This is a genomic window from Escherichia sp. E2661, from assembly GCF_004745185.1.
Lineage (GTDB): Bacteria > Pseudomonadota > Gammaproteobacteria > Enterobacterales > Enterobacteriaceae > Escherichia.
In genome coordinates this window covers 1-15,851 of record NZ_PDIG01000021.1, presented here as the reverse complement: position 1 = coordinate 15,851, position 15,851 = coordinate 1, and the positions used below count along the sequence as shown (strand labels likewise).

The 15,851-nt window shown below is 50.5% G+C and carries 12 protein-coding genes, 1 rRNA gene and 1 pseudogene; 9 read left to right on the top strand and 5 right to left on the bottom strand.

Translation table 11 applies throughout. The features are described 5' to 3' along the window. Positions 1-56: 56 nt before the first annotated feature. Positions 57-515: a transcriptional regulator AsnC gene (gene asnC / locus CRI63_RS11570; RefSeq protein WP_000432970.1), complete on the bottom strand. Its 459-nt coding sequence runs from the start codon at positions 513-515 to the stop codon at positions 57-59. A 151-nt stretch (positions 516-666) separates the two neighbouring features. Here asnC and asnA point away from each other — a divergent pair, with 151 nt between their 5' ends. Beyond that, entirely contained in the window at positions 667-1,659 is a 993-nt protein-coding gene (gene asnA / locus CRI63_RS11565; RefSeq protein WP_046081397.1) for an aspartate--ammonia ligase, read from the top strand. Positions 1,660-1,663: 4 nt separating this feature from the next. Here asnA and viaA read toward each other — a convergent pair whose 3' ends face one another. Both viaA and ravA read right to left on the bottom strand, forming a co-directional pair. After that, positions 1,664-3,115 (bottom strand): ATPase RavA stimulator ViaA, encoded by a 1,452-nt coding sequence (gene viaA / locus CRI63_RS11560; RefSeq protein WP_130215076.1) that lies wholly within the window; start codon positions 3,113-3,115, stop codon positions 1,664-1,666. Continuing rightward, positions 3,109-4,605 carry an ATPase RavA gene (gene ravA / locus CRI63_RS11555; protein WP_135519611.1) on the bottom strand — a complete coding sequence of 499 codons (1,497 nt, stop codon included), beginning with the start codon at positions 4,603-4,605 and terminating at the stop codon, positions 3,109-3,111. The genes viaA and ravA overlap by 7 nt, the downstream gene beginning before the upstream one ends. A gap of 223 nt (positions 4,606-4,828) precedes the next feature. Here ravA and kup point away from each other — a divergent pair, with 223 nt between their 5' ends. From kup to rbsR, 7 genes are all read left to right on the top strand, one after another. Next, complete coding sequence (gene kup / locus CRI63_RS11550) at positions 4,829-6,697, top strand: low affinity potassium transporter Kup (protein ID WP_000102319.1); 1,869 nt, start codon at positions 4,829-4,831, stop codon at positions 6,695-6,697. 169 nt (positions 6,698-6,866) lie between these two features. Continuing rightward, positions 6,867-7,286 (top strand): D-ribose pyranase, encoded by a 420-nt coding sequence (gene rbsD, locus CRI63_RS11545; protein ID WP_130206840.1) that lies wholly within the window; start codon positions 6,867-6,869, stop codon positions 7,284-7,286. Between the two features lie 7 nt (positions 7,287-7,293). Next, complete coding sequence (gene rbsA / locus CRI63_RS11540; RefSeq protein ID WP_130206842.1) at positions 7,294-8,799, top strand: ribose ABC transporter ATP-binding protein RbsA; 1,506 nt, start codon at positions 7,294-7,296, stop codon at positions 8,797-8,799. Between the two features lie 4 nt (positions 8,800-8,803). Further along, positions 8,804-9,769 (top strand): ribose ABC transporter permease, encoded by a 966-nt coding sequence (gene rbsC, locus CRI63_RS11535; protein WP_000211858.1) that lies wholly within the window; start codon positions 8,804-8,806, stop codon positions 9,767-9,769. 24 nt (positions 9,770-9,793) lie between these two features. After that, positions 9,794-10,684 carry a ribose ABC transporter substrate-binding protein RbsB gene (rbsB, locus tag CRI63_RS11530; RefSeq protein ID WP_001056273.1) on the top strand — a complete coding sequence of 297 codons (891 nt, stop codon included), beginning with the start codon at positions 9,794-9,796 and terminating at the stop codon, positions 10,682-10,684. A 125-nt stretch (positions 10,685-10,809) separates the two neighbouring features. Continuing rightward, on the top strand, positions 10,810-11,739 hold the full coding sequence (rbsK, locus tag CRI63_RS11525; RefSeq protein ID WP_135519640.1) for a ribokinase: 930 nt from the start codon (positions 10,810-10,812) through the stop codon (positions 11,737-11,739). 3 nt (positions 11,740-11,742) lie between these two features. Beyond that, positions 11,743-12,735: a ribose operon transcriptional repressor RbsR gene (gene rbsR, locus CRI63_RS11520; protein ID WP_130215068.1), complete on the top strand. Its 993-nt coding sequence runs from the start codon at positions 11,743-11,745 to the stop codon at positions 12,733-12,735. Here the strand turns inward: rbsR and mdtD are convergent. Both mdtD and CRI63_RS11510 read right to left on the bottom strand, forming a co-directional pair. Further along, positions 12,701-14,129: pseudogene (mdtD, locus tag CRI63_RS11515) on the bottom strand (multidrug transporter subunit MdtD). The gene rbsR and the pseudogene mdtD overlap by 35 nt on opposite strands. 25 nt (positions 14,130-14,154) lie before the next feature. Next, on the bottom strand, positions 14,155-14,847 hold the full coding sequence (locus tag CRI63_RS11510; protein ID WP_130222537.1) for a FadR/GntR family transcriptional regulator: 693 nt from the start codon (positions 14,845-14,847) through the stop codon (positions 14,155-14,157). Between the two features lie 480 nt (positions 14,848-15,327). Between CRI63_RS11510 and CRI63_RS11505 the strand changes: the two genes are divergently transcribed. Then, a 16S ribosomal RNA gene (locus CRI63_RS11505) occupies positions 15,328-15,851 on the top strand; the annotation flags it as partial.

The window sequence follows — 15,851 nt, the reverse complement described above, 5'->3', positions numbered from 1 at the left end:
ACGCTGTGAACGCGCTGGGATCTACCTGTGGAAAAGTATGGGATTAAAAAAGCTGATCAGGGCTTAATGGTACGCATGATCGGGTTCTGCAGGACGATCAATGTCTCGGTGGACTGAATTTCATCAATTGTTTGGATCTTGTTGATAAGTACATGCTGGAGAGCATCGATCGAACGGCACATCACTTTTATAAAGATGCTGTAGTGGCCGGTGGTGTAATAGGCTTCGGTGACTTCGTCGAGACTTTCCAGCTTTGCCAGCGCGGAAGGATAGTCTTTTGCGCTCTTCAGGATAATGCCGATAAAACAGCCTACGTCATAACCGAGCTGTTTTGGGCTGACGTCGATACGGGCGCCGGTAATGATCCCCGCCTGCTTCATTTTCTCTACACGAACGTGAATCGTCCCCGGGCTTACGCCAAATTGTTTCGCCAGTTCGGCGTAAGCGGTGCGTGCATTGCCCATTAACGCTTCCAGGATGCCGCGGTCCAGATTGTCGATCAGATAATTTTCCATAGGATTTTCTTATGTGTATTGATGATTTATTCTATTTTAGCCTTCTTTTTTAACGAATCAAAAGTGAGTTAGGCTTTTTATTGAATGATTATTGCATGTGTGTCGGTTTTTGTTGCTTAATCATAAGCAACAGGACGCAGGAGTATAAAAAATGAAAACCGCTTACATTGCCAAACAACGTCAAATTAGCTTCGTGAAATCTCACTTTTCTCGTCAACTGGAAGAACGCTTAGGGCTGATTGAAGTCCAGGCGCCGATTCTTAGCCGTGTGGGGGATGGCACGCAGGATAACTTGTCGGGCTGTGAAAAAGCGGTACAGGTAAAAGTGAAAGCTCTGCCTGATGCCCAGTTCGAAGTGGTTCATTCACTGGCGAAGTGGAAACGTCAGACATTAGGGCAACACGACTTCAGCGTGGGCGAAGGGCTGTACACGCACATGAAAGCCCTTCGCCCCGATGAAGACCGTCTTTCCCCGCTGCACTCGGTCTATGTTGACCAGTGGGACTGGGAACGTGTAATGGGCGACGGTGAGCGTCAATTCTCCACTCTGAAAAGCACAGTAGAGGCGATCTGGGCGGGAATTAAAGCAACCGAAGCTGCTGTTAGCGAAGAGTTTGGTCTGGCACCGTTCCTGCCGGATCAGATCCACTTCGTACACAGCCAGGAGTTACTGGCTCGTTATCCGGATCTCGATGCCAAAGGGCGTGAGCGGGCGATTGCGAAAGATCTTGGCGCGGTATTCCTCGTCGGGATTGGTGGCAAGCTGAGTGATGGTCATCGCCACGACGTGCGCGCACCGGATTATGATGACTGGAGCACCCCGTCAGAGCTGGGGCATGCGGGTCTGAACGGCGATATTCTGGTATGGAACCCGGTACTGGAAGATGCGTTTGAGCTTTCTTCCATGGGGATCCGCGTGGATGCCGACACACTGAAGCATCAACTGGCGCTGACCGGTGATGAAGATCGTCTGCAGCTGGAATGGCATCAGGCGCTGCTGCGTGGTGAAATGCCGCAGACCATCGGCGGCGGTATCGGCCAGTCTCGTTTGACTATGCTGCTGCTGCAACTGCCGCATATCGGCCAGGTTCAGTGTGGTGTATGGCCGGCAGCCGTTCGCGAGAGCGTCCCTTCTCTGCTGTAATCGTTTATCGCCGCCAGCGTCTGAGCAGGCGGCTTCGCATCCCGGTATCAAAGCGCCAGATATGATCGAAAATGCGCATGATGCCGGGTTTGCCGTGTGCCGACATCGCCACGGCATGAAAGCGATGCTGATGTACCCGCTGCAACTCTTTCACTTTACTCGTCACATCGTCAGGCAACCGCTGGGCGATAAAATCAGAAATCACCACCGCATCAGCGTCAAACCATTCCCGACTTTGTAAGCGTTCCATAATGGCGCGAAAGCAACTGGCCAGATCGGTGCCGCCACGAAACTGCTGACTTAAAAAGCGGATCGCTTGTTCAAGACCTTGTGGGCCTGAAAGCTCGTAACGGACGATCTCGGTGGAAAATAACATAATATAGCAGCGTCTATTTTCAGCGAGGGCTATGCGCATCAAGGCCAGGCAGAACGCTTTCGCACACTGCTCATTAAAACCGCCCATTGAGCCGGAAGTATCTACGCAGACAATAAACGGTCCACGCGGTTGTTCGTCGTAATCTTTATGTACCACCGGGCGTTCGATCACTTTTTCACGCCATGATTCACCGTGCAGACGATAGGTGAGCAACTGTTTTTCCACCAGCCGACGATAAAATTCATATTCCAGTTCAGTGATGCCCAGTGTCGCCAGTTCCGGCGGCAGAAGGCGTAAAATATCATCGCTTTGTTGCAGGCCATCAACCTGCTCAGGAACGGTTGCCGGTTCGCGCACCATGGTGCGGAAGGTTTCCATCTGCGCATCGTTGCGGGGGATTGATTTGGCCTCCCGCGAACGTCCCAGCTGTTCCGCCAGACGTTTCAGTTCCGGCTGTTCGTTAAGAAATTCCCCGTATTTCACAATCAACTGATAGTCGCCGCGTTTAAGCTGACCGGCGCTCATATCCCACAGACGACCGGCTGCGGTGTTGTTATCTGCCAGAACTGGTTCGAGCTGTCCGCTTAATGTCATGCGTTCCTGAACTTCGCTCAACAGTTGTTCGCGTTCTTCTTCTAATAACTGCTGATTCAGGGTCGTCGCTTGCACAATCAGGCTTAAGCGCCAACGCTGGAGAAAAAGCGTATGCAATGACGGAGTGATAGTGCTGTTAGCATCAACCAGCTGTCGGGCTTGTTCGGCCCACGGGGAATTCAGACGATGCAGTAAGTCCAGAATCTGGGGTAGCTGCACAATAAACTGCGGCGTGGAGAGAAGCTGGCTTTGCTGATAGCACATGACCTCTTCAGTGAGTTCCGGCGGGACACGCGCATCTTTCAGGCGGCTATGCAGCACCTCACGCCAGCGGGGAATATCATCGGTGATTGCCGCCTTGAGGCGCGGGAATTTTTCAAAGAATACCGCCAGCTGCGGTGAGGCCAGCAGCGCGATGATCATCTCTTCGATCAATCCCTCTTCGCTGACGGCCAGCATCACATTGAGCGTATCCAGTGTTAGCATTGTTGCGCCTGGCGAATCTGGGCGCCGACATCCTGTAGGCTGGCTTCAATGCGACCTAACCAGTCGCCAGGGATAAACAGACATTTTTGCTGTTCGCTGAATAAAACGTGTTGCTTACGCCAGTCGCTTTCAAGCTCTTCCAGCTGTTGTTTTATTTCACCTGGTAGACCTTCAGCCGATGAACCGGGGAGCGCCAGCATACTGCCTTGTAAACTTACATCGCGTACAACCAGATGTTGGGCGCTATCAACTTCCAGATTCAGTTTCTGGGCAAAGCCGATACCGTTCAGTTTGCCACGAATTTCACCACCTTTGCTCAGCCACTGTTCCAGCGCGCTACGCTCAAAGGAGATATGAACTACTTCCATATCATGCAGTTTTAACGGTTTTTGCAGCAGCAGAGTCAGATTGGAATCAGTAACGTTGACAGGAAGCTGATACTGCTGACGACGGCTGAAAATGCCGCCCAGACGAATTACCGTTAAGGCTGTTTTATCGCTTTGTTGCTGCTGGAGTTGCAGACGACGTTGCACAATCGCGCCCAGGCGGGTCAACATCCCTTGCTGTTGCCAGGCGTGACCGGTCATCAATACATCAATTTGTTGTTGAATCAAATTCAGGCTTTGCGCGTCATACCACAGGCAATCTTTCAGCAAGATAAGATCAACCGGGGCAACAGCACTGCGACCACTAAAAAAAGCGCTGGCCTGCAATAAGCGGATCGCTTTTTTCCAGCGGCGATCGGAGACGTAAGGCGCATCCGGTAATTTATCCAGTTGCTGGCGCAGCATAAAAATTAGCTCAAATACATGATCGGGCAGCGTAATTTCACTAATCTCTTTCTGCCAGCGTTCATATTCTTCATCAGTGACCTGCAAGGCGGCAGGAACCGGATTGTTATTTTCATCTTGTTGGCTGGTCAGCATGGAGCGGAAATTTGCTTTATCCTGCACTTTATCTAACCACAGACGAATCAGCATGCGGTCATATAATGCTTCCAGACTGCTGTCTGCTTCCGGCAGTTCGTTGGAGGCCGCCACGAGCAAGCGCATCGGGATTTTTTCGACATGAGCACCGTTACGGAATTGACGTTCGTTAATGGCGGTGAGCAGGGTATTAAGAATCGCCGGGCCAGCTTTCCAGATTTCATCCAGAAAGACGATTTCTGCTTCCGGCAGGTAACCGCTGGTTAAGCGTTCATAGCGTCCCTCATCTTTTAACGCCTGAATGGAAAGGGGGCCAAAAACTTCTTCCGGGGTGGAGAAGCGGGTCATCAGATATTCAAAATCGCGCGCATTCTGGAAGGCGAATTTTAAGCGACGGGCGATCAGACTTTTAGCAATACCTGGGGGGCCAAGCAGGAACACGCTTTCACCACTTAATGCCGCTAACAAACACAGGCGGATGGCGTGGCTACGTTCATAAAGCCCCTTTTCCAGGGCGCTGCTCAGGCGGGAAATTCTTTCCGCTAATAAATGAGGGTGAGCCATAATGAAGTGGCGTCCTTTCGTCAAAAGTTCTGCGTAAATTGCGAGTATAGACGTTTCTTGCTGGTGGCAAAAATAAGTCTCAAAGAAGGGATATTTTTCTTTGAGCCAGGTTAATGTGGCCGCATTTAGGAGTACGATTTTGCCGTTAATCGTGCATACTGAGCGCTTTTTTGTGGGCCAAGGGACTACGCACACATTTCATATTTCAACGAAAGACTAGTCTATGAGCACTGATAATAAGCAATCGTTGCCCGCGATAACCCTCGCGGCGATTGGAGTTGTCTACGGCGATATTGGTACCAGCCCGTTATATACACTTCGTGAATGTTTGTCCGGCCAGTTTGGTTTTGGCGTTGAACGCGATGCCGTGTTTGGCTTTTTATCGCTGATCTTCTGGCTGCTAATCTTTGTGGTTTCCATCAAATACCTTACCTTCGTGATGCGCGCGGATAACGCCGGTGAAGGGGGGATCCTGACGTTGATGTCGCTTGCCGGGCGTAATACGTCGGCGCGAACCACATCAATGTTGGTGATTATGGGGCTAATCGGTGGCAGCTTTTTCTATGGCGAAGTCGTCATAACACCCGCCATTTCGGTGATGTCTGCCATTGAAGGTCTGGAAATCGTCGCCCCGCAACTGGATACCTGGATAGTTCCCCTCTCAATCATCGTTCTTACTTTACTGTTTATGATTCAAAAACATGGCACTGCTATGGTCGGTAAGCTGTTTGCGCCGATCATGCTGACCTGGTTTTTGATTCTGGCAGGGCTGGGGTTACGTAGCATTATTGCTAACCCGGAAGTGCTGCATGCACTGAATCCGATGTGGGCGGTGCATTTCTTCCTTGAATACAAAACGGTTTCTTTTATTGCATTAGGGGCGGTGGTGCTGTCGATTACCGGTGTCGAGGCGCTGTATGCCGATATGGGGCATTTTGGTAAGTTCCCGATTCGCCTGGCGTGGTTCACCGTCGTATTGCCTTCCTTAACCCTTAATTACTTCGGCCAGGGAGCGCTGTTGTTAAAGAACCCGGAAGCGATTAAGAACCCGTTCTTCCTGTTAGCACCGGATTGGGCGCTAATCCCGCTGCTGATCATCGCTGCACTGGCAACGGTGATTGCCTCGCAGGCAGTTATCTCTGGCGTTTTCTCATTGACGCGTCAGGCGGTACGTCTGGGATATTTGTCGCCGATGCGCATTATTCACACCTCCGAAATGGAGTCAGGGCAAATCTATATTCCGTTTGTGAACTGGATGCTCTATGTCGCGGTCGTGATTGTGATTGTTAGCTTTGAGCACTCCAGTAACCTGGCGGCGGCGTATGGGATTGCGGTAACCGGAACGATGGTGCTGACGTCTATTCTTTCGACTACCGTGGCGCGTCAGAACTGGCACTGGAATAAGTATTTTGTTGCGCTGATCCTGATAGCCTTCCTTTGTGTCGATATTCCATTGTTCACCGCTAACCTCGATAAACTGCTCTCCGGCGGCTGGTTGCCATTGAGCCTCGGTACGGTGATGTTTATCGTGATGACCACCTGGAAGAGCGAGCGTTTCCGCCTGCTGCGACGGATGCATGAGCATGGTAATTCTCTGGAAGCGATGATTGCTTCGCTGGAGAAATCTCCGCCCGTTCGCGTTCCCGGAACCGCGGTGTATATGTCGCGTGCAATCAACGTCATTCCCTTTGCGCTGATGCATAACCTGAAACATAACAAGGTATTGCATGAGCGGGTGATTCTGTTAACTCTGCGTACCGAAGACGCGCCATATGTCCATAACGTCCGTCGGGTACAGATTGAACAACTGTCGCCCACTTTCTGGCGCGTGGTGGCAAGTTACGGCTGGCGAGAAACGCCAAACGTGGAAGAAGTCTTCCACCGCTGTGGCCTGGAAGGCTTAAGTTGCCGGATGATGGAAACCTCCTTCTTTATGTCCCATGAGTCGTTGATCCTCGGCAAACGCCCGTGGTACTTACGTTTGCGTGGCAAACTGTACTTGTTGTTGCAGCGTAATGCACTGCGTGCACCAGATCAGTTTGAAATCCCACCAAACAGGGTTATTGAACTAGGAACTCAGGTCGAAATCTAACGCCAGACGCCTCCTTTCTCCATAAAGGGGGCGTTTTTTGTTTTTCATGCTTAATCACGATGTAAAACGTTTCGATGTTGATCACATTTCAGTAACGTTGCGATGGTTTTCTCTGTTCAGTCAGGATTAAACTGCTGGTCAGCGAAACGTTTCGCTGATGGAGAAAAAAATGAAAAAAGGCACCGTTCTTAATTCTGATATTTCGTCGGTGATCTCCCGTCTGGGGCATACCGATACGCTGGTGGTGTGTGATGCTGGTTTACCCATCCCAAAAAGTACAACGCGTATCGATGTGGCATTAACCCAGGGCGTACCTTCTTTTATGCAGGTACTGGGAGTTGTTACGAGTGAAATGCAGGTTGAGGCAGCCATTATCGCGGAAGAGATCAAACAACATAATCCGCAACTCCACGAAACGTTGCTCACTCACCTTGAGCAGCTGCAACAACACCAGGGAAACACCATTGAAATTCGTTACACCACGCATGAACAATTCAAACAACTAACCGCAGAAAGTCAGGCGGTAATTCGCAGCGGAGAATGTTCTCCGTATGCGAATATCATTCTCTGTGCTGGCGTGACGTTCTGAGGTCGTCATGGAAGCATTACTACAGCTTAAAGGCATTGATAAAGCCTTTCCGGGCGTAAAAGCCCTCTCGGGCGCCGCGTTAAATGTCTATCCGGGCCGTGTGATGGCGCTGGTAGGCGAAAACGGCGCGGGTAAATCCACCATGATGAAAGTGCTTACTGGTATCTATACTCGCGATGCCGGTACGCTTTTATGGCTGGGGAAAGAAACGACATTTACCGGGCCGAAATCTTCCCAGGAAGCCGGGATTGGGATTATCCACCAGGAGCTGAACCTGATCCCGCAGTTGACCATTGCCGAAAACATTTTCCTCGGTCGTGAGTTTGTTAATCGCTTTGGCAAAATTGACTGGAAAACCATGTATGCCGAAGCGGATAAATTGCTGGCTAAACTTAACCTGCGCTTTAAAAGCGACAAGCTGGTGGGCGATCTTTCCATCGGTGACCAGCAAATGGTTGAAATTGCCAAAGTGCTGAGCTTTGAGTCGAAAGTCATCATTATGGATGAACCGACAGATGCGCTGACTGATACCGAAACCGAATCCCTGTTCCGCGTCATTCGCGAGCTGAAATCGCAAGGGCGCGGCATTGTCTATATTTCCCACCGCATGAAAGAAATCTTCGAGATTTGCGATGACGTTACCATTTTTCGTGACGGGCAATTTATTGCCGAGCGTGAAGTGGCATCACTGACCGAAGATTCGCTGATTGAGATGATGGTGGGCCGCAAGCTGGAAGAGCAGTATCCACACCTGGACAAAGCGCCGGGAGATATCCGCCTGAAAGTCGATAATCTCTGCGGACCTGGTGTTAACAACGTCTCTTTTACCCTACGCAATGGCGAAATCCTTGGCGTCTCTGGTTTGATGGGCGCGGGGCGTACCGAATTAATGAAAGTGCTCTATGGCGCACTGCCGCGCACCAGCGGTTATGTCACGCTGGATGGACATGAAGTTATTACTCGTTCACCGCAGGATGGTCTGGCAAACGGCATTGTGTATATCTCTGAAGACCGTAAACGCGACGGTTTAGTACTGGGCATGTCAGTAAAAGAAAATATGTCGCTGACTGCGCTGCGCTACTTCAGCCGTACTGGCGGCAGTTTGAAGCATGCCGATGAACAACAGGCAGTGAGTGATTTTATTCGCCTGTTCAATGTGAAAACGCCATCAATGGAACAGGCAATTGGCCTGCTCTCCGGTGGCAATCAGCAAAAAGTGGCGATTGCCCGCGGTCTGATGACGCGCCCGAAAGTACTTATCCTTGATGAACCTACCCGTGGTGTAGATGTCGGCGCGAAAAAAGAGATCTATCAACTGATTAACCAGTTCAAAGCCGATGGCTTGAGCATCATTCTGGTGTCATCGGAGATGCCAGAAGTATTAGGCATGAGCGATCGCATCATCGTCATGCATGAAGGGCATCTCAGCGGGGAATTTACTCGTGAGCAAGCCACCCAGGAAGTGTTAATGGCTGCCGCTGTGGGCAAGCTTAATCGCGTGAATCAGGAGTAAAAAAATGACAACCCAGACTGTCTCTGGTCGCCGTTATTTCACGAAAGCGTGGCTGATGGAGCAGAAATCGCTTATCGCTCTGCTGGTGCTGATCGCGATTGTCTCGACGTTAAGCCCGAACTTTTTCACCATCAATAACTTATTCAATATTCTCCAGCAAACCTCGGTGAACGCCATTATGGCGGTCGGGATGACGCTGGTGATCCTGACGTCGGGCATCGACTTGTCGGTAGGTTCTCTGTTGGCGCTGACTGGCGCAGTTGCTGCGTCTATCGTCGGCATTGAAGTCAATGCGCTGGTGGCTGTCGCTGCCGCACTGGCATTAGGTGCCGCAATTGGTGCGGTAACCGGGGTGATTGTAGCGAAAGGTCGCGTCCAGGCGTTTATCGCTACGCTGGTTATGATGCTTTTACTGCGCGGCGTGACCATGGTTTATACCAACGGAAGCCCAGTGAATACCGGCTTTACTGAGAACGCCGATCTGTTTGGCTGGTTTGGTATTGGTCGTCCGCTGGGCGTACCGACGCCAGTCTGGATCATGGGGATTGTCTTCCTCGCGGCCTGGTACATGCTGCATCACACGCGTCTGGGGCGTTACATCTACGCGCTGGGTGGCAACGAAGCGGCAACGCGTCTTTCTGGTATCAACGTCAATAAAATCAAAATCATCGTCTATTCTCTTTGTGGTCTGCTGGCATCGCTGGCCGGGATCATTGAAGTGGCGCGTCTCTCCTCTGCACAACCCACGGCGGGGACTGGCTATGAGCTGGATGCTATTGCGGCAGTGGTTCTGGGCGGTACGAGCCTGGCGGGCGGAAAAGGTCGCATTGTTGGGACGTTGATCGGCGCATTAATTCTTGGCTTCCTTAATAATGGATTGAATTTGTTAGGTGTTTCCTCCTATTACCAGATGATCGTCAAAGCTGTGGTGATTTTGCTGGCGGTGCTGGTAGACAACAAAAAGCAGTAATAACGACTACAGGACATCTTGAATATGAACATGAAAAAACTGGCTACCCTGGTTTCTGCTGTTGCGCTAAGCGCCACCGTTAGTGCGAATGCAATGGCAAAAGACACCATTGCGCTGGTGGTTTCCACACTCAATAACCCGTTCTTTGTATCGCTGAAAGATGGCGCGCAGAAAGAGGCGGATAAACTCGGCTATAACCTGGTGGTGCTGGACTCCCAGAACAACCCGGCGAAAGAGCTGGCGAACGTGCAGGACTTAACCGTTCGCGGCACCAAAATTCTGCTGATTAACCCGACTGACTCCGATGCGGTGGGGAACGCCGTGAAGATGGCAAACCAGGCGAACATCCCGGTTATCACCCTTGACCGTCAGGCCACGAAAGGCGAAGTGGTGAGCCACATTGCTTCTGATAACGTACTGGGTGGCAAAATCGCCGGTGATTACATCGCGAAGAAAGCGGGCGAAGGTGCCAAAGTTATCGAGCTGCAAGGCATTGCCGGTACATCCGCAGCCCGTGAACGTGGCGAAGGCTTCCAGCAGGCTGTTGCTGCTCACAAATTTAACGTCCTTGCCAGCCAGCCGGCGGACTTCGACCGTACCAAAGGTTTGAACGTAATGCAGAACCTGTTGACCGCTCATCCGGATGTGCAGGCAGTGTTTGCGCAGAACGATGAAATGGCGCTGGGCGCACTGCGTGCGCTGCAAACTGCTGGTAAATCGGATGTGATGGTCGTCGGATTTGACGGTACACCTGATGGCGAAAAAGCAGTAAATGATGGCAAACTGGCAGCGACTATCGCTCAGTTACCCGATCAGATTGGCGCGAAAGGTGTCGAAACTGCGGATAAAGTTCTGAAAGGCGAAAAAGTTCAGGCGAAATATCCGGTTGATCTGAAACTGGTTGTTAAGCAGTAGTCTTGGTCAGGTTTTATAACCTGATAGTGGCATCAATACGTCATCGACAGATGAACGTGTAATATAAAGAAAAGCAGGGCACGCGCCACCCTAACCCGGTGGCGCATTTTATGGACATCCCGAATATGCAAAACGCAGGCAGCCTCGTTGTTCTTGGCAGCATTAATGCTGACCATATCCTTAATCTTCAATCTTTTCCTACTCCAGGCGAAACCGTAACCGGTAACCACTATCAAGTCGCATTTGGCGGCAAAGGTGCGAATCAGGCGGTGGCAGCAGGGCGTAGCGGTGCGAATATCGCGTTTATAGCCTGCACGGGCGATGACAGTATTGGCGAGAGCGTACGTCAGCAGCTCGCTACTGATAACATTGATATTTCTCCGGTCAGCGTGATCAAAGGCGAATCAACAGGTGTGGCGCTGATTTTTGTTAATAGTGAAGGCGAGAACGTCATCGGTATTCACTCCGGCGCTAACGCTGCCCTTTCCCCTGTGCTGGTAGAAGCACAACGCGAGCGTATTGCGAATGCCTCAGCATTATTAATGCAGCTGGAATCACCACTCGAAAGTGTGATGGCAGCGGCGAAAATTGCCCATCAAAATAAGACTATCGTTGCGCTTAACCCGGCTCCGGCTCGCGAACTTCCTGACGAACTGTTGGCGCTGGTGGACATTATTACGCCAAACGAAACGGAAGCAGAAAAGCTCACCGGTATTCGTGTTGAAAGTGATGAAGATGCAGCGAAGGCGGCGCAGGTACTGCATGAAAAAGGTATCCGAACTGTACTGATTACTTTAGGAAGTCGTGGTGTATGGGCTAGCGTGAATGGTGAAGGTCAGCGCGTTCCTGGATTCCGGGTGCAGGCTGTCGATACCATTGCTGCCGGAGATACCTTTAACGGCGCGTTAATCACGGCGTTGCTGGAAGAAAAACCATTGCCAGAGGCGATTCGTTTTGCCCATGCCGCAGCTGCGATTGTCGTAACACGTAAAGGCGCACAACCTTCCGTACCGTGGCGTGAAGAGATCGACGCATTTTTAGACAGGCAGAGGTGACGCTTGGCTACAATGAAAGATGTTGCCCGCCTGGCGGGCGTTTCTACCTCAACAGTTTCTCACGTCATCAATAAAGATCGCTTCGTCAGTGAAGCGATTACCGCCAAAGTTGAAGCGGCGATTAAAGAACTCAATTACGCGCCATCAGCTCTGGCGCGTAGTCTCAAGCTTAATCAAACACATACCATTGGCATGTTGATCACCGCCAGTACTAATCCTTTCTATTCTGAACTGGTGCGTGGTGTTGAACGCAGTTGCTTCGAACGCGGCTATAGTCTTGTCCTTTGTAATACCGAAGGCGATGAGCAGCGAATGAATCGTAATCTGGAAACGTTGATGCAAAAACGCGTTGATGGCTTGCTGTTACTGTGCACCGAAACGCATCAGCCTTCGCGTGAAATCATGCAACGTTATCCGACAGTGCCAACCGTGATGATGGACTGGGCGCCGTTCGATGGCGACAGCGATCTCATTCAGGATAACTCGTTGCTGGGCGGAGATTTAGCGACGCAATATCTGATCGACAAAGGTCATACTCGTATCGCCTGTATTACCGGACCTCTGGATAAAACGCCTGCACGTTTGCGACTGGAAGGTTATCGGGCAGCGATGAAACGTGCTGGCCTCGACATTCCTGATGGTTATGAAGTGACTGGCGATTTTGAATTTAACGGCGGGTTTGACGCTATGCGACAGCTGTTATCACATTCGCTGCGTCCTCAGGCGGTCTTTACCGGAAATGACGCAATGGCAGTGGGTGTTTACCAGGCGTTGTACCAGGCTGGATTGCATGTCCCGCAGGATATCGCGGTGATTGGTTATGACGATATTGAACTGGCACGTTATATGACGCCACCGCTCACCACTATCCATCAACCGAAAGATGAATTGGGAGAGCTGGCGATTGATGTACTCATCCATCGAATGGCGCAGCCAACCTTACAGCAACAACGATTACAACTTACTCCGATTCTGATGGCGCGCGGCTCGGCTTAGATTTTTGCTGGCGTTTAATCAAATTATTACCATCAGTTGCCTTCAGGAGCATGAACATCGCTGCTGAAGCAACCGTAATAATCCCCATCGTAATAAACGTATAGTGGAATTGTTCAACAATCGTCGTACCTTCCATCCCTTCGTAAACGCGAAGAACGGCTGCGCTTACGGCTACACCTAAACTGATCGACAACTGTTGCGTGACCGCCAGGACGCTGTTACCACTGCTGGCGTTGTCATCGGTCAGATCGGCAAGTGTTATGGTATTCATCGCGGTAAATTGCGTTGACATCGCCATCCCTAAAATAAACAACGGCAAAATTAGCATCCAGATCGCCATTGCCGGAGATTGCAATGAGAACTGGGCGATCATCAAACCAATAATCACCGTAATTCCCACTAACGTATGGCGATAGCCCAGACGCCGTAAAACCTGCGTAACCATCGATTTCGCAATAATGGAGCCTAACGCTATCGGTGCCATCATGCAGCCGGCAATAAACGCCTGATAACCAAATCCTACCTGTAACATCAATGGCATAAGGAACGGTACACAGCCGGTCCCCAGACGGGTTGCAATATTGCCTACGATACCGATCGAGAAAGTGCGGGTTTTAAATAAATTTAATGAAATTAATGGGTTTGGCGTTCGTCGCGCATGGAGAATATAGAGAAGCAGTAACACTATGCTGGCCACAATGACCGTTAAGGCAATCCAGGTTTCAACAATTTTCTCACCAAACAGTTCTATTCCACTTGAGAAGAGCACAAGGCTAAGACCAAACAGTAAAAAACCAGTGATATCAAATTTTCGACGTGCTGTGGTGAAGTTGGGCATATGTTTGCGAGCGTAAAGAAGGCCCGCAATACCAATGGGAATATTGATTAAAAAGATCCAGTGCCATGTTGCCCACGAGACTAACATGCCCCCAAGAACGGGCCCTAAAATCGGCCCTACCAGACCCGGCATGGCGACAAAATTCAGTACCGGGAGGAGTTCATTGCGTGGGTATGCGCGCAGTAACGCCAGGCGAGCGACCGGCATCATCATTGCGCCGCCTATCCCCTGAATAACACGGAAGATAACCAGTTGTGGCAGCGAGTTTGAGAGTGCGCAGGCCAGAGAACCCAACGTGAACAAGCTAACGGCAATGGTAAAAAACGCGGCGTGTGCCGAAGCGATCGGCCAGCCATCCGCTGACCGGAATAAGCATCGCCACCGTCAGCGTGTAACTGATGATGGCCGATTGCATAGCGAGGGGGGAGCGATTAAGACTATGAGCGATATCGGGTAGGGCTGTATTCAGGATGGTGGCATCAAGTGCCTGCATGAAGAAAGCCATCGCCGCAATCCATGGCAAACCCGCCATACTGCGCTTCTTTTTCTCGCTCATTCAATGTCCCTTTGTCTGGTTATTATCACTTATCCGGAGTGTGTAGTAGCGCCTGACAAGCTTTAAATGCCGCGTTGCCATCGCTTTGGATAATCGCATCGACGATCGCCTGGTGCAGATCCAGCTTTATCACTGTGTCACTGGTTATTGACGTGAAGTAAGTGTGATAAACCGAATGGAATAGCGAAGCGAAAGAGGTCAAAAACGGATTGGCGCTCATTTCATAGATGTGCTCATGCCAGGCCATATCGACCTCAACCCAACGTTCTCGGCGAAAGTTATCTTTTAATGCGACCATTTCGGCCATTAGCGTGTTGAGATGCGCCTTCTGTTCTGCTGTTCCTACCGTTGCAGCCAGTAAACAGGCTTGCGGCTCCAGACAGATACGCATAACCAAAAAGTGATCAATGACCTGATGAAAGTTCTCTTCTGTCATCCACCAGGTGAGTAATTCCTGATCAAGAAAGTTCCAGTTGGATTGTGGCATGACCCGAGTACCAATTCGTGGACGCGGTAAAACCATCCCCTTTGCCGTTAACGTCTTGACCGCTTCGCGTACCGCAGTACGACTCACACCAAATTGCTCACCCAGTTCAATTTCACCCGGCAAAATGGTGCCAGGTGCGTATTCACCTTTTAAGATTCGTTGTGCCAGCTTCTCAGCCAGAACATATGAAAGGTTTTTCTGTGCAGCTAACTGTTGTGCGCTTAAAGGCATTACTTATCTTCCTTTTTCTTTTTATTCCTCTTTAGTATGCCACCTGGAAGTGTGATTGCGGTTGCAAAAACGGCAAATTGCTTGTTTTATGGCACGCTTACAGGTGTTTTGCTGAAAAAACGCGCATTCGGAAAATTATTTTAAATTTCCTCTTGTCAGCTCAGAATAACTCCCTATAATGCGCCACCACTGACACGGAACAACGGCAAACACGCCGCCGGGTCAGCGGGGATTCTCCTGAGAATTCCGGCAGAGAAAAGCAAAAAAATGCTTGACTCTGTAGCGGGAAAGCGTATTATGCACACCCCGCGCCGCTGAGAAAAAGCGAAGTGGCACTGCTCTTTAACAATTTATCAGACAATCTGTGTGGGCACTCGAAGATACGGATTCTTAACGTCGAAAGACGATAAATGAATACCAAGTCTCAAGAGTGAACACGTAATTCATTACGAAGTTTAATTCTTTGAGCATCAAACTTTTAAATTGAAGAGTTTGATCATGGCTCAGATTGAACGCTGGCGGCAGGCCTAACACATGCAAGTCGAACGGTAACAGGAAACAGCTTGCTGTTTCGCTGACGAGTGGCGGACGGGTGAGTAATGTCTGGGAAACTGCCTGATGGAGGGGGATAACTACTGGAAACGGTAGCTAATACCGCATAACGTCGCAAGACCAAAGAGGGGGACCTTCGGGCCTCTTGCCATCGGATGTGCCCAGATGGGATTAGCTAGTAGGTGGGGTAATGGCTCACCTAGGCGACGATCCCTAGCTGGTCTGAGAGGATGACCAGCCACACTGGAACTGAGACACGGTCCAGACTCCTACGGGAGGCAGCAGTGGGGAAGTATTGCACAATGGGCGCAAGCCTGATGCAGCCATGCCGCGTGTATGAAGAAGGCCTTCGGGTTGTAAAGTACTTTCAGCGGGGAGGAAGGGAGTAAAGTTAATACCTTTGCTCATTGACGTTACCCGCAGAAGAAGCACCGGCTAACTCCGTGCCAGCA

What these genes read in the sequence shown, in the direction of transcription:
- asnA (WP_046081397.1), top strand. Translation starts at nt 667, where the DNA reads ATGAAAACCGCTTACATTGCCAAACAACGTCAAATTAGCTTCGTGAAA.
- viaA (WP_130215076.1), bottom strand. Translation starts at nt 3,115, where the DNA reads ATGCTAACACTGGATACGCTCAATGTGATGCTGGCCGTCAGCGAAGAG.
- rbsA (WP_130206842.1), top strand. Translation starts at nt 7,294, where the DNA reads ATGGAAGCATTACTACAGCTTAAAGGCATTGATAAAGCCTTTCCGGGC.
- rbsB (WP_001056273.1), top strand. Translation starts at nt 9,794, where the DNA reads ATGAACATGAAAAAACTGGCTACCCTGGTTTCTGCTGTTGCGCTAAGC.
- rbsK (WP_135519640.1), top strand. Translation starts at nt 10,810, where the DNA reads ATGCAAAACGCAGGCAGCCTCGTTGTTCTTGGCAGCATTAATGCTGAC.
- ravA (WP_135519611.1), bottom strand. Translation starts at nt 4,605, where the DNA reads ATGGCTCACCCTCATTTATTAGCGGAAAGAATTTCCCGCCTGAGCAGC.
- rbsC (WP_000211858.1), top strand. Translation starts at nt 8,804, where the DNA reads ATGACAACCCAGACTGTCTCTGGTCGCCGTTATTTCACGAAAGCGTGG.
- kup (WP_000102319.1), top strand. Translation starts at nt 4,829, where the DNA reads ATGAGCACTGATAATAAGCAATCGTTGCCCGCGATAACCCTCGCGGCG.
- CRI63_RS11510 (WP_130222537.1), bottom strand. Translation starts at nt 14,847, where the DNA reads ATGCCTTTAAGCGCACAACAGTTAGCTGCACAGAAAAACCTTTCATAT.
- rbsD (WP_130206840.1), top strand. Translation starts at nt 6,867, where the DNA reads ATGAAAAAAGGCACCGTTCTTAATTCTGATATTTCGTCGGTGATCTCC.
- asnC (WP_000432970.1), bottom strand. Translation starts at nt 515, where the DNA reads ATGGAAAATTATCTGATCGACAATCTGGACCGCGGCATCCTGGAAGCG.